This is a genomic window from Pseudaquabacterium terrae (assembly GCF_013266755.1).
Taxonomy (GTDB): domain Bacteria; phylum Pseudomonadota; class Gammaproteobacteria; order Burkholderiales; family Burkholderiaceae_C; genus Pseudaquabacterium; species Pseudaquabacterium terrae.
On sequence record NZ_JABRWJ010000008.1, the window covers coordinates 225,340 to 238,137 of the forward strand.

At 69.9% G+C, this 12,798-nt stretch carries 12 protein-coding genes; 11 read left to right on the plus strand and 1 reads right to left on the minus strand.

All coding sequences use genetic code 11. The annotated features are described in order from the left end of the window. Positions 1–70 precede the first annotated feature (70 nt). The 10 genes from HLB44_RS25625 (at position 71) to HLB44_RS25670 (ending at position 9,544) form a co-directional block, all read left to right on the plus strand. Positions 71–1,267: an acyl-CoA dehydrogenase family protein gene (locus tag HLB44_RS25625; RefSeq protein WP_173129340.1), complete on the plus strand. Its 1,197-nt coding sequence runs from the start codon at positions 71–73 to the stop codon at positions 1,265–1,267. A 424-nt stretch (positions 1,268–1,691) separates the two neighbouring features. Further along, complete coding sequence (locus HLB44_RS25630) at positions 1,692–2,081, plus strand: DUF2784 domain-containing protein (RefSeq protein WP_173129343.1); 390 nt, start codon at positions 1,692–1,694, stop codon at positions 2,079–2,081. Beyond that, on the plus strand, positions 2,078–2,620 hold the full coding sequence (locus HLB44_RS25635) for a protein tyrosine phosphatase family protein (protein ID WP_173129348.1): 543 nt from the start codon (positions 2,078–2,080) through the stop codon (positions 2,618–2,620). The genes HLB44_RS25630 and HLB44_RS25635 overlap by 4 nt, the downstream gene beginning before the upstream one ends. A 9-nt stretch (positions 2,621–2,629) precedes the next feature. Then, positions 2,630–2,950: a hypothetical protein gene (locus HLB44_RS25640; protein WP_173129351.1), complete on the plus strand. Its 321-nt coding sequence runs from the start codon at positions 2,630–2,632 to the stop codon at positions 2,948–2,950. Next, positions 2,938–3,957, plus strand: coding sequence for an MBL fold metallo-hydrolase (locus tag HLB44_RS25645; protein WP_173129354.1), 1,020 nt, complete (start codon positions 2,938–2,940; stop codon positions 3,955–3,957). The genes HLB44_RS25640 and HLB44_RS25645 overlap by 13 nt, the downstream gene beginning before the upstream one ends. Before the next feature lie 137 nt (positions 3,958–4,094). Beyond that, on the plus strand, positions 4,095–4,970 hold the full coding sequence (locus HLB44_RS25650; protein ID WP_173129357.1) for a branched-chain amino acid ABC transporter permease: 876 nt from the start codon (positions 4,095–4,097) through the stop codon (positions 4,968–4,970). Between the two features lie 11 nt (positions 4,971–4,981). Further along, the gene (locus tag HLB44_RS25655; protein ID WP_173129360.1) at positions 4,982–6,058 is read left to right on the plus strand and encodes a branched-chain amino acid ABC transporter permease; all 1,077 of its coding nucleotides are present in this window, start codon (positions 4,982–4,984) and stop codon (positions 6,056–6,058) included. Then, positions 6,055–6,870: an ATP-binding cassette domain-containing protein gene (locus tag HLB44_RS25660; RefSeq protein ID WP_173129363.1), complete on the plus strand. Its 816-nt coding sequence runs from the start codon at positions 6,055–6,057 to the stop codon at positions 6,868–6,870. Before HLB44_RS25655 ends, HLB44_RS25660 begins: the two co-directional genes overlap by 4 nt. Further along, entirely contained in the window at positions 6,867–7,652 is a 786-nt protein-coding gene (locus HLB44_RS25665) for an ABC transporter ATP-binding protein (protein ID WP_173129366.1), read from the plus strand. The genes HLB44_RS25660 and HLB44_RS25665 overlap by 4 nt, the downstream gene beginning before the upstream one ends. Before the next feature lie 14 nt (positions 7,653–7,666). Beyond that, a complete protein-coding gene (locus tag HLB44_RS25670; RefSeq protein WP_173129976.1) occupies positions 7,667–9,544 on the plus strand; it encodes an AMP-dependent synthetase/ligase in 1,878 nt (625 codons plus the stop codon). Between the two features lie 3 nt (positions 9,545–9,547). On the opposite strand, the gene HLB44_RS25675 is transcribed toward HLB44_RS25670, so the two are convergent. Continuing rightward, positions 9,548–11,071: an ABC transporter permease/substrate-binding protein gene (locus HLB44_RS25675; protein WP_173129369.1), complete on the minus strand. Its 1,524-nt coding sequence runs from the start codon at positions 11,069–11,071 to the stop codon at positions 9,548–9,550. A gap of 166 nt (positions 11,072–11,237) precedes the next feature. On the opposite strand from HLB44_RS25675, the gene HLB44_RS25680 reads away from it, so the two are divergent. Next, positions 11,238–12,785 carry a 3-hydroxyacyl-CoA dehydrogenase gene (locus HLB44_RS25680; protein ID WP_173129373.1) on the plus strand — a complete coding sequence of 516 codons (1,548 nt, stop codon included), beginning with the start codon at positions 11,238–11,240 and terminating at the stop codon, positions 12,783–12,785. The last annotated feature ends 13 nt before the right edge of the window (positions 12,786–12,798 follow it).

Consider the following 12,798-nt stretch of genomic DNA (forward strand, 5'->3'; position numbering starts at 1 on the left):
ACCTCGGGTTGGACTCACTCGACGATAACCCGCATGCCGGCGCGCCGGATTCCTTGTCACCATCAGCCCCATGAGCCTGCTCGACGCACCGCCCGCACCCCACTACTTCAGCCCCGAGCACGAGCAGTTCCGCCGCACGATGCGCGACTGGGTGGCGCGCGAGATTTCTCCGCACGTCAATCACTGGGACGAGGCCGAGACATTCCCGCGCGCGCTGTATCGCCAGGCCGCCGAGATCGGCCTGCTCGGCCTCGGCTACCCCGAGGAGCTCGGCGGCACGCCGGCCGACGTCTTCTACTTCCTGATCGCCAGCGAGGAGCTCGCGCGTGCCGGCAGCGGCGGGCTGCAGGCGTCGCTGCTGTCGCATTCGATCGGGCTGCCGCCGGTGCTGGCGCACGGCAGCGAGGCGCTGAAGCGCCGCGTGATCCCGCCGGTGCTGGCGGGCGCGAAGATTGCGGCGCTCGCCGTCACCGAGCCCTCGGGCGGCTCGGACGTCGCGGCGCTGAAGACCACCGCCATCCGTGACGGCGACCACTACGTCGTCGACGGCGAGAAGGTCTTCATCACCTCCGGCATGCGCGCCGACTTCATCACCTGCGCGGTGCGCACCGATCCGGCGAGCAAGGGGCCGAACGGCATCTCGGCACTGCTGGTCGAGGGCGACGCGCCGGGCCTGACACGCACGCCGCTGAAGAAGATGGGCTGGTGGGCCAGCGATACCGCGCACCTGCGCTTCGAGCGCTGCCGCGTGCCGGTCGAGAACCTGATCGGCGAAGAGCACCGCGGCTTCAAGACCTTCATGACCAACTTCAACGCCGAGCGCCTCGGCATGGCCGCTCTGGCGCTGGGTTATGCCGAGGTCTGCCTGGACGAGGCGCTCGACTGGGCGCGTCAGCGGATGACCTTCGGCGCGCCGCTGTCGGAGCGCCAGGTCATCCGCCACAAGCTGGTCGACATGCTGCGCCAGATCGACGCTGCGCGCTGCATGGTCTACGAGCTGGCCTGGCGCACGGAGCGAAGCGACCACGGGCTCGAGCACGGCCGCGACGATCCGGCGCGGCTGGTCGCGCGCATCGCGCTGGCCAAGGTGCAGGCGACGCAGGCAATGCAGTTCTGCGCCGATGCAGCAGTGCAAATCCTCGGCGGCATGGGCTTCATGCGCGGCACCAAGAGCGAGCGCATCTACCGCGAGGTCAAGGTGATGATGATCGGCGGGGGCTCGGAAGAAATCATGAAGGACCTGGCCGCGCGCCAGCTCGGCATCTAGTTGAATACTGCCCACCCAATTCATTCGTTGCACTCCGTCCGAGCGTCGGATCACGGCCCTGAGCGGTCGTCGGCGCCGTACCGCGCATGCACAGACAGAGCGAGCCAAGGCCACGGGGTACCCGCTGCCGCTCGTGTCCCCCGGTCGCTCCGCTCCCTCCTCCTCTTACCTCGCCGCAGCGGGCACCCCGTGTCCTTGGCAACGGCACCGCGGTGGCGTGCGAAGAATCAGTTCCAGGGCGGTGCCGGATCAGGACGGCAGGGTGCCCTGTGGAGCGAGGTAAGAGGAGGAGGGAGCGGAGCGACCGGGGGACACGAGCGCAACAGGGCGCCCTGGCGGCCTGATCTCGCTGAGTCTTCAATCGCATTGGCAGCAATGGGCCGAAAGCTACTGCCACTCGCCAGCGCCGCCCTGGACATCTGACATGTGGCAACGCGCCGCCGCCGATGCCGTGCTGCTGCTGCACGGCGCCTTCATCGTCTTCGCCGTCTTCGGCGGCCTGCTGGTGCTGCGCTGGCGCCGCGCGGCGTGGCTGCACCTGCCGGCGGCGGCGTGGGGCGTCTTCGTCGAGGCCAGCGGCACGCTGTGCCCGCTGACGACGCTGGAGAACCGCCTGCGCATGGCCGCCGGCGATGCGGGCTATGCCGGCGGTTTCGTCGAGCGCTACCTGCTGCCGCTGATCTATCCCGAGGCGCTGACGCGGGAGCTGCAGTGGTGGCTGGCCGGCTTCGTGCTGGTGATCAATCTGCTGGTGTACGGCGCGGTGATCTGCTACGGTCGCCGGCTTTCTCGCCAGCCGCCCGCCGACCGATGATCCAATGCCTTCTTGCCGCGCTGCGCCTGGTGCTGCTGCTGACGCCACTGGGCGCCGCGCTGCCTGCGTCCGCCGCGCCGATCGACGCCCCGAACGTCGTCGAGATCTCGCCGAAGCTGACGACCTCGGGCCAGCCGACGCGCGAATCGCTGGCCGGGCTGGCGGCGCTCGGCTACGAAGCGGTGATCTACCTCGCGCCGCCGACCGTCTCCGACGCGGTGCGCGACGAGCACCTGATCGTCGGCCGCCAGGGCCTGCTGTTCGTCAACCTGCCGATCGACTTCGACAAGCCCACGGCGCGTGATGCCGACACCTTCGCCGCGCTGCTGCGCGCGCTCGGCGAGCGCAAGGTGCTGGTGCATTGCCAGGTCAACATGCGCGCCTCGTCGATGGTCTTCCTGTACCGCGCGATCCATGCCAAGGACGATCCGCGCAGCGCCTACGAAGCGGTGTCGCGGGTGTGGAGCCCAAACCGCGCCTGGCGCCAGCTGATCCGCGAGCAGCTGCGGCAGCACCGGGTCGAATTCGAACCGCTGTAGGCTTCGCGGATGAGAACCAGCCGCCTGGTCGTCGCTGCGCTGATCGCGATCCTGCTCGGTGTGGGGCAGTTCACGCCGGCGCTGTCGAACGCTTGGCGCCTGCTGACCAGCCGCGGCTTCGTGTTGCCGGCGGAATCCTCGATCTGGCGCTTTCGCGTCACGCAGATGAACGAGGGCTCCGGCGGGTGGTGGCTGTACGGCGAGGACGACCGGTACTACTACCGATTCATCGGCCGGGACGAGGCGCCTTACGAGAAGATCACGCGCCGCGAGGCGCTGCGCTGCCAGGGCTTCGATGCGCGGCGCTACGAATCCTGGTGCCGCAAGTGAAGCGGCTCGCGATCCGGCTCGCGCTCGGACTGCTCGGTCTCGCCGCGCTGGCGATCGGCTGGGTCGTCTGGCAGATCAACGATCGGCCGAGCCTCGCGCCGTATGCGGCGCACTGGCTGCCCGCCGCGGCGGCGCCCGCCTCCGGTGCAGCCCCCGCCGCGGCGCCGCTGCGCATCACCTTCCTCGGCGTCGCCACCGTGCTGCTCGACGACGGCGAGACACCGATCCTGATCGACGGCTTCTTCACGCGGCCCTCGATCGGCCGCGTCGCTTTCGGCCGCGTGGCGCCCGAGCCGGACACCATCCGCCGCATGCTCGCCAAGGCCGGGATCAAGCAGCTCGCCGCGGTGATCACCGTGCACTCGCACTACGACCATGCGATGGACACGCCCGAGGTCGCGCAGCAGACCGGCGCGCTGGTCGTCGGCTCGGCCTCCACCGCCAACGTCGCGCGCGGCTGGGGCCTGCCCGAGGCGCGCATCCGCACCGTCGACGACGGCGACCAGCTGCAGTTCGGCCGCTGGCGGCTGACCGTGATCGGCTCGCGCCATGCGCCGACCGGCTTTACCGGCGGCAGCATCGACGAGCCGCTGAAGCCCCCGGTGCGTGCGACCCGATATGCCGAGGGCGGCAGCTACTCGCTGCTGCTGCGCAACGGCGCGCGCTCGCTGCTGGTGCACGGCTCGGCCGGCTTCGTGCAAGGCAAGCTCGCGGGCCGTCGCGCCGATGTCGTGCTGCTCGGCGTCGGCGCCGTCGGCAAGCAGGACGACCGCTACCTCGGCCAGTACTGGGCCGAGGTGATCGCGCAGGTCGGCGCGAAGCGCGTGATCCCGATCCACTGGGACGACTTCACGCTGCCGCTGGACGAGCCGCTGCAGCCCGGTCCGCGCCTGCTCGATGACTTCGACCACACGATGCGCTTCCTGCTCGATGCCGGCCGGCGTGAGCAGGTCGACGTCAAGCTCGCGCCGGCGTGGGTGGCGGTCGATCCCTTCGCGGGCATCTGAATCGGGGGTGAATCGGGAAGGGGCTGTCCCGAAGGCGACACGCCTCTCGGGGCTTTCCCCGGGCGACAGCGCCGCCCGAACACCGCAGCATCGCGGGCACCGGCGCTGCACCCGACGCGCCGCGGGAGTCCCGCACCTTGGCCCTCGTGCAACTGATCATCTCCGGCGTCGCGCTCGGCTGCATCTATGCGTTGATCGCGCTCGGCTTCGTGCTGATCTACAAGGCCACCGAGACGGTGAACTTCGCGCAGGGCGAGCTGATGATGCTGGGCGCCTTCGCCGGGCTGGTGCTGATCCAGACCGTCGGCCTGTCGTTCTGGCTCGCGGTACCGCTGGCGGTGATCGCCACGATGGCGCTGGGCGTGGCGCTCGAGCGCGTGGTGATCCGGCCGATCCTCGGCCAGCCGCAGTTCACGGTCGTGATGCTGACCATCGGCGTCGGCTACCTCGCGCGCGGGCTGATCACGATGATCCCCGACATCGGCTCGACGACCTCGACGCTCGCGGTGCCCTACCAGGGCCAGGTGTGGAACCTGGGCGGCGCGGTGATCAGCATCGACCAGCTCACGGTGATCGGCACCACCGCCGCGCTGTGCGCGCTGCTGTACGCGATGTTCCGCTACACCAAGCTCGGCATCGCGATGCAGGCCGCGTCGCAGAACCAGCTCGCCGCGTACTACATGGGCATCCCGGTGCGGCGCCTGAACGGGCTGGTCTGGGGCCTGTCGGCCGGCGTCGCGGCGCTGGCCGGGCTGCTGCTGGCGCCGATCACCTTCGTGCACGCGAACATGGGCTTCATCGGGCTGAAGGCCTTTCCGGCGGCGGTCGTCGGTGGTTTCGGCAGCCTGCCCGGCGCCATCGTCGGCGGCCTGATCATCGGCCTGGTCGAGGCCTTCGCCGGCTTCTACCTGCCCGAGGGCTTCAAGGACATCGCCGCCTACGTCGTCGTGCTGGCAATGCTGGTGATCAAGCCGAACGGCCTGTTCGGCGGCGCCGCGCGCAAGAAAGTCTGACCCCCTCATCCATGCACTTCATCTTCAAGACCCGCTACGAGCAGGACATCACGCTGGTGCGCCACGGCGGCCAGGTGTTCTGGTACGGCCTGCTGATGGCGCTGATGCTCGCCGCGCCGCTGTGGGCCGGCGACTACGGGCTGTCGCAGCTGAGCTTCGTGCTGATCTATGCGATCGCCGGGCTCGGGCTGATGGTGCTGTCGGGCTACACCGGGCTGGCGTCGATCGGCCATGCCGCGTTCCTCGGCGTCGGTGCCTACGTCGAGGCCTGGTGCGCGGCGCGCGGCTGGCCGTTCCCGTTGTCGATGGCCGCGGCGGCGGCGCTGTCGGCGGCGGTCGGCATCGTCGTCGGGCTGCCGGCGCTGCGCGTCAAGGGCATCTACCTGGCGATCGCCACGCTGGCCTTCGGCTTCATCGTCGAGGAGGTGCTGGCGCGCTGGGAGAGCGTGACCGGCGGCAATGCCGGCGTGTCGGTCAAGCCGCTGCAGTTCTTCGGCATCGAGCTCGGCTCGGCCGAGGGCTTCTACTTCGTGGCGCTCGGGCTGTGCGTGCTGGTGACGCTGGGCGTGATGAACCTCTTGCGCTCGGCCACCGGCCGCGCCTTCATCGCGATCCGCGATTCGGAGATCTCGGCGCAGAGCATGGGCATCCACCTGGCGCGCTACAAGACGCTGTCCTTCGCGCTGTCGGCAGCCATCGTCGGGCTGGCCGGCACGCTCTACGCGCACCAGCTGCGCTTCATCTCGCCGGACCAGTTCGGCATCCTGCAGTCGATCGACCTGCTGCTGCTGGTCGTCGTCGGCGGCCTCGGCTCGATCCACGGTGCCTTCCTCGGCGCCATTTTCCTGATCGCGATGCCGCAGATGATCGCCGTCGCCAAGGACTGGCTGCCGGCGGCGATCGGCCAGGCCAGCGGCCTGCAGGCGGTGGTGTACGGCGCGGTGCTGATGAGCTTCGTGCTGTTCGAGCCGATGGGCCTGTACGGGCGCTGGCTGAAGGTGCGCACCTGGCTGCAGCTGTTCCCGTTCTATCGGCGCGGGATGTTCAAGCGCCAGAAGTCCTACACGAAATCGGAGCGCCTGAAGTGAGCGACATCCTGCTGACCGCCCAGGAAATCAGCGTGCGCTTCGGCGGCGTGCTGGCCGTCAACAAGGTCAGCTTCGACGTCCGACGCGGCGAGGTCTTCACGCTGATCGGCCCGAACGGTGCCGGCAAGACGACGGTGTTCAACCTGATCAGCCGGATCTACACCCCGACGCAAGGCACGCTCACTTTCGAAGGCACTCCGCTGCTGACGCAGCCGCCGCATGCGATCGCGACGATGGGCATCGCGCGCACCTTCCAGAACATCGAGCTGTTCGAGCACGCCACGGTGCTGCAGAACCTGCTGATCGGCCACCACATCCACCGCGGCGCGGGCTTCTGGAGCAACCTGCTGCACACGCCGGCCACGCGCGCCGCCGAGATCGCCGCGCGCCAGCGCGCCGAGGAGGTCATCGAGCTGCTCGATCTGCAGCACCACCGCGACGCCTTCGTCGCCGGGCTGCCGTACGGCGTGCGCAAGGTGGTCGAGCTCGGGCGCGCGCTGGCCACGGGTCCGAAGCTGCTGCTGCTGGACGAACCGTCGTCGGGCCTGAACGTCGAGGAGACCGAGGACATGGCCTGGTGGATCCAGGACATCCGCAGCGAGCTCGGCATCACCGTGCTGATGGTCGAGCACGACATGAGCCTGGTCTCGCGCGTGTCCGACCGCGTGCTGGCGATGAACCAGGGCGAGGTGCTGGCGCTCGGCACGCCGGCCGAGGTGCAGGCCCATCCCGGCGTCATCGAGGCCTACCTCGGCTCGGTCGACGACCTGTCGTCGATGCGCCGGCCGAGCGAAGAGAGGAAAGCCGCATGAGCGCCGCCGACACGCCGCCGCTGCTGGCGCTGGCCAACGTCGAGAGCGCCTACGGCCCGATCAAGGCGATCCGCGGCATCAGCCTGCGCGTGCGCCCGCAGGAGGTCGTCACCGTGCTCGGCAGCAACGGCGCCGGCAAGAGCACCATCCTGAAGACCATCTCCGGCGTGCTCGACCCGACGCGCGGCACCGTGCGCTTCAAGGACGAGGACATCACCGCCCACGATCCGGCCGAGATCGTCAAGCGCGGCCTGGTGCACGTGCCCGAGGGGCGCGAGGTGTTTCCGCTGCTGTCGGTGCACGACAACCTGATGATGGGCGCCTACACGCGCTCCGACCGCGACGGCGTTGCGAAGGACCTGGAGCAGGTCTACCGCTACTTCCCGATCCTGCGCGAGCGCCAGAAGCAGGATGCCGGGCTGCTCTCCGGCGGCCAGCAGCAGATGCTGGCGATCAGCCGCGCGCTGATGGCCGCGCCGACGCTGATGCTGCTGGACGAGCCGAGCCTGGGGCTGAGTCCGAAGCTGACGCGCGAGATCTTCGAGATCGTCGTGCGCATCAACCGCGAGCGCGGCACGACGATCCTGCTGGTCGAGCAGAACGCGCACATGGCGCTGAATGCCGCCGACTTCGGCTACGTGCTGGAGAACGGCCGCATCGTGATGGAAGACACCTGCGACCGCCTGCGCGAGAAGGAAGACATCCGCGAGTTCTACCTCGGGATGAAGGAGGCCGGCGTGCGCGGCGAACGGCGCTGGAAGAAGAAGAAGACATGGAGATGACCGAAGGAGCTCGCATGGCCGCCTCGCGCATCGTCAAGACCGACCGCCCCGGCTGGGTGCCGGCGCAGCTGCCCTTCGACACCGTGCCGAAGATGTTCTGGCACCGCGTCGCCGAGCACGGCGACGCGGTGATGATGCGGCAGAAGGATCTGGGTCTGTGGCGCGCCTACAGCTGGCGTGAGGTGGCGCAGATCGTGCGCGAGATCGGCGCCGGCCTCGTCAGCCTGGGCTTCGCGCCCGGCGAGGTGATCTCGGTGCTCGCCAACACCTGCCGCGAATGGGTCTGGGCCGACCTGGCCGGCCAGAGCATGGGCGGCGTCGTCAACGGCATCTATCCCACCGATGCGCCGGCGCAGGTGGAGTACCTGTGCAGCGATTCCGGCACCGTCTACCTGTTCGTCGAGGACGACGAGCAACTGGACAAGCTGCTCGAGGTGCGCGAGCGGCTGCCCAAGCTGCGCCGCGTCATCGTCTTCGACATGGAAGGCCTGTCGCGGCTGGAGGACCCGATGGTCATCAGCCTCGAGGCGCTGCGCACGCTCGGCCGCGAGCAGCTCGCGCTGCACCCCGAGCTGCTCGAGGAGCGGCTGAAGAGCCGCGGCCCGGACGACCTGGCGGTGCTGGTCTACACCTCGGGCACCACCGGGCGGCCGAAGGGCGCGATGCTGAAGCACCGCAACATCATGGCGTCGATGGCCGCCGCGCAGGGGGCGGCCTTCGAAGGCCTGCCCGAAGGCGGCGAACGTGTCGCTTTCCTGCCGCTGTGCCACATCGCGGAGCGCAACTTCGGCGAGTACCTGGCGATCCTGCGCAGCTCGGTGATCAATTTCGTCGAGAACCCGGAGACGGTGTTCGAGAACCTGCGCGAGGTGCAGCCGCATGCCTTTCTCGCGGTGCCGCGGGTCTGGGAGAAGCTGTATTCGAGCGTCGCGATCACCATCAAGGAAGCCGGCCGCCTGCAGCAGCTGGCCTACGGCTGGGCGATCGGCACCGGCATGGCCGTCGCGCGCCACACCGAGGCCGGCACGCCGCCCGGCGGATGGCTGAAGCTGCAGCACGCGCTCGCGAAGCTGCTGGTACTGAACAACGTGCGGCGCATGGTCGGCCTGTCGCGCGTGCAGCTGGCCTTGACCGGCGCGGCGCCGATCTCGCCCGAGCTGATCCGCTGGTACCACGCGCTCGGCGTGCCGATGCGCGAGGTCTGGGGCATGACCGAGACCACCGGCACCGGCACCGTCTCGCCGCGCGATGCGGTGAAGTTCGGCAGCATCGGCATGCCCGGCCCCGGCATCGAAATGCGCATTTCCGAGCAGGGCGAGATCCTGCTGCGCGGCCCCGGCGTCTTCGCGGGTTATCTGAACCAGCCCGAGAAGACCGCCGAGACGATCGACGCCGACGGCTGGCTGCACACCGGCGACGTCGGCCGCGTCGACGACGCCGGCTACTTCTACATCACCGACCGGATGAAGGACATCATCATCACCGCCGGCGGCAAGAACGTGACGCCCTCGGAATGGGAGAACCAGCTGAAGTTCAGCCCCTACGTCACCGATGCGGTGGTCATCGGCGACAAGCGGCCGTACCTCGCCTGCCTGGTGATGATCGACCAGGAGAACGTCGAGCGCTGGGCGCTCGACCGCAACGTGCAGTTCTCCGACTACAAGAGCCTGACCCGCGCGCCCGAGGTCATCGAGCTGATCTCGGCCGAGATCGAGAAGATCAACAAGCAGTTCGCCCGCGTCGAGCAGATCAAGCAGTTCCGGCTGATCGAGAACCGGCTGACCGTCGAGGACGAGGAGCTGACGCCGACGATGAAGTTGAAGCGCGCACTGGTCAATCGCAAGTACGCGGATTTGATCGAGTCGATGTACGCGGCGAAGGCGGCCGCCTAGGAATCAGGCGCGCCGCGGCGAGACCCAGCGCGCGAGCAACTCGAACAGGCCCTGCGTCAGCAGCGCCAGCGCCGCCGCCGGCAGTGCGCCGGCCAGCAGCGTCGGATGGTCGTTCAGTGCCAGCCCGGTGGCGATGCGCTCGCCATAGCCGCCGGCGCCGATGAAGGCGGCGATCGTCGCGGTGCCGACGGTGATCACCGCGGCGGTCTTGACGCCGGCCAGGATCACCGGCAAGGCCAGCGGCAGGTCGACGAGGCGAAAGCGCTGCCAGCGGCTGAAGCCGAGCGCGGTGCCCGCGGCGCGCAAGCCCGCCGGCACCTGCGTCAGCCCCGTGCAGGTGTTGCGCACGATCGGCAGCAACGCATACAGCGCCAGCGCCACCAGCGCCGGCACGGTGCCGATGCGGCCCAGCAGGGGAATCAGCGCGGCGAAGAGCGCCAACGACGGCACCGTCTGCAGCAGGCCGACCAGCGCCATCACCGCGTGTTCCAGCCGCGGCAGCGCTGCCGCCAGCGCGCCCAGCGGCAGGCCGATCAGACAGGCCACGCCGACGGCGACCAGCACCAGCACGACGTGCTCGCGTGTGAGCCGGCCCAGGTCGTCGGCGAACAGGCGCTCGCCGAAGCCTTGGCTGGCTCTGACGCCTGGTGAAGGCGAGGGCGCCGCCGCGAGGAAGTCGCGCGCGATCGCCGCGAACGACTGCCCGCGCAGCTCGGCATCACCGTTGAGCCGAATCATGGCTGCCTCGTCGATGCGCCCCTCGAGCGCGCTGATCGCCTTCCAGGCCGCCGGCAACCGCTGCGGCAGGTCCAGTCGGTACAGCAGCACCGCGTCATAGCGTGGGAAGTACGCGGCATCATCGGCCAGCACCTTCAGCCCGAGCGCGGCGATCTTCGCGTCGGTCGAGTAGATGTCCATCACGTCGATGCGCCCGGCAGCGAGCGCCTCGTAGGCGATGCCGTGGTCGATGCCGGTGGGCTTGTGCGGCAGCCGGTAGCGCGCGGCCAGGCCCGGCCAGCCGTCGGCGCGGCCGATGAATTCATGCGACAGCCCGAAGGTCAACGCCGGATGGCGCGCCAGGTCGGACAGCTTCGTCAGGCCCAGCCGCTGCGCCGCGTCGCCGCGCAGCGCCAGCGCGTAGCCGTTCTGGAAACCGAAGGGCACGGCGATGCCGAAGCCCTGCGCTTCGAGCGCCTTGCGCATCTTGCCCAAGTCGGTCGGCTTCGGATTCTTCAGGATCTCGGCATCGATCGTGCCGAGGTACTCGGGGTAGACGTCGATCGCGCCGGCCTTCAGCGCACCGAACACCACCGCCGTGTTGCCCAGGCCCTGGCGATGCTCGACCGCGCCGGCATGTGGCCGCGCCGCGTGCGCGACGATCTCGCCGAGGATGTACGACTCGGTGAAGCGCTTCGAGCCGACGACGAGGCGTTCGCCGTCGGCGGCCGCCGCGGGTCCGGCCATCAGCACGACGAGCAGCGCGGCGAGCGCGCGCCGCACCGATCCGATCGTTGGCCTGCTTCGCATGAAGGCTCTTCCCATGTGGCCCCCAAGCCGCCTTCGGCGTCGGCCCCCCGAGGGGGCGCACCCGCCTTGGGGCGGCCCGGCGGCGGGTCTTGAATGCGCGCCGATTCTGCACGAGCTCCGGCTGTGGTCCACTTGGCGGGTCCCGGTTTGATTGAGTTCTGAAGCAATGAGCACCCTGTCCCTCGACACCCCTCTCCTCGTCATCGGCGCCGGCATCATGGGCGCCGGCATCGCACAGGTCGCCGCGCAGGCCGGCCATCCGGTGTGGCTGTACGACCTGCGCGAAGGCGCCGCGGCGCAGGCGCTGGACAAGCTGGCCGGCGGCCTGCAGGCGCTCGAAGCCAAGGGCAAGCTGGCCGCGGGCCAGGCGCAGGCGATCGCTGCGCGCATCCGCGTCGCCGGTACGCTCGAGGACGCTGCCGGCGCCGGGCTGGTGGTCGAGGCGATCGTCGAGAACGTGGGCGCCAAGCGCTCGCTGTTCGCGCAGCTCGAGGGCTTGCTGTCGCCCGACGCGATCCTGGCGACGAACACCTCGTCGATCTCGATCACCGCGATCGCGCAGGGCCTGAAGCGGCCGCGCCAGGTCGTCGGCATGCACTTCTTCAATCCGGTGCCGTTGATGAAGCTGGTCGAAGTGGTGTCGGGGCTGGAAACCGCACCCGCGGTTGCGGAAGCGATCCACGCGCTCGCCAGTGCCTGGGGAAAGACGGCGGTGCACGCCCGCTCGACCCCCGGCTTCATCGTCAACCGCATCGCGCGGCCGTACTACGCCGAGACCTGGGCGCTGCTGCAGGAGCAGGCGGCGACGCCGGCGGCGATCGATGCGGCGCTGCGCGGCGCGGGCTTTCGCATGGGACCGTGCGAGCTGATGGACCTGATCGGCCACGACACCAACCTGGCGGTCACCGAATCGGTGTACCAGGCCAACTACGGCGACAAGCGCTTCCAGCCCTCGCTGCTGCAGCGCGAGCTCGTCGATGGCGGCCTGCTCGGACGCAAGAGCGGGCGCGGCTTCTACGACCACGCGGCCGGTGCCGCGACGCCGGTGCTGAACGCCGCACCGACGGCGCCCGTGACAGGCCCGGTCGAGGTCCATGGCGGCTGCGCCTTCGCGCAGCGCCTGGCCGACGGCCTGCGCGCTGCCGGCATCACCGTCGAGCAGGACATCGGCGCGCCCACCGTCGGCCTGCGCTGGGCCACCGGCCGGCTCGAGGTCACCGACGGCCGGCCGGCGCTGCAGCGCGCAGCGGAGGCCGGCGTCGCCGACAGCGCGGTGTTCGACTGGGTCGTCGCCGACCCGGCCGCCGGCGTGCGCGGCGCATTGGCCTTCGCGGTCGCGCCGAGTGCGTCGGACAGCTTTGCCGCGCAGGCCGCCGGCCTGCTGGCGGCGCTCGGCTGGCAGCCGCTGCGCGTCGCCGATGCGCCGGGGCTGATCGTCGCGCGCACGATTGCCATGCTGATCAACGAAGCCGCCGATGCGGTGCAGCAGGCCGTCTGCGCGCCCGACGCCGCCGACGCGGCGATGAAGCTCGGCGTCGGTTATCCGGCCGGACCGTTCGAGTGGCTGCAGCGGGTCGGCGTCGGGCCGGTCGTCGAGCTGCTCGACCGGCTCGACCAGCACTATCGCGGCGAACGCTACCGCGTCAGCCCGTGGCTGCGCCGGGCGCACTGGCAGGCGCGTGCGCCGCAGTCGCCTGCGCGTCACGCTGGCTGAAGGGCCTGCCCGC

Coding starts and splice junctions, on each gene's coding strand:
- HLB44_RS25625 (WP_173129340.1), top strand. CDS start 71: ATGAGCCTGCTCGACGCACCGCCCGCACCCCACTACTTCAGCCCCGAG.
- HLB44_RS25630 (WP_173129343.1), top strand. CDS start 1,692: ATGTGGCAACGCGCCGCCGCCGATGCCGTGCTGCTGCTGCACGGCGCC.
- HLB44_RS25635 (WP_173129348.1), top strand. CDS start 2,078: ATGATCCAATGCCTTCTTGCCGCGCTGCGCCTGGTGCTGCTGCTGACG.
- HLB44_RS25640 (WP_173129351.1), top strand. CDS start 2,630: ATGAGAACCAGCCGCCTGGTCGTCGCTGCGCTGATCGCGATCCTGCTC.
- HLB44_RS25655 (WP_173129360.1), top strand. CDS start 4,982: ATGCACTTCATCTTCAAGACCCGCTACGAGCAGGACATCACGCTGGTG.
- HLB44_RS25665 (WP_173129366.1), top strand. CDS start 6,867: ATGAGCGCCGCCGACACGCCGCCGCTGCTGGCGCTGGCCAACGTCGAG.
- HLB44_RS25670 (WP_173129976.1), top strand. CDS start 7,667: ATGGCCGCCTCGCGCATCGTCAAGACCGACCGCCCCGGCTGGGTGCCG.
- HLB44_RS25675 (WP_173129369.1), bottom strand. CDS start 11,071: ATGCGAAGCAGGCCAACGATCGGATCGGTGCGGCGCGCGCTCGCCGCG.
- HLB44_RS25680 (WP_173129373.1), top strand. CDS start 11,238: ATGAGCACCCTGTCCCTCGACACCCCTCTCCTCGTCATCGGCGCCGGC.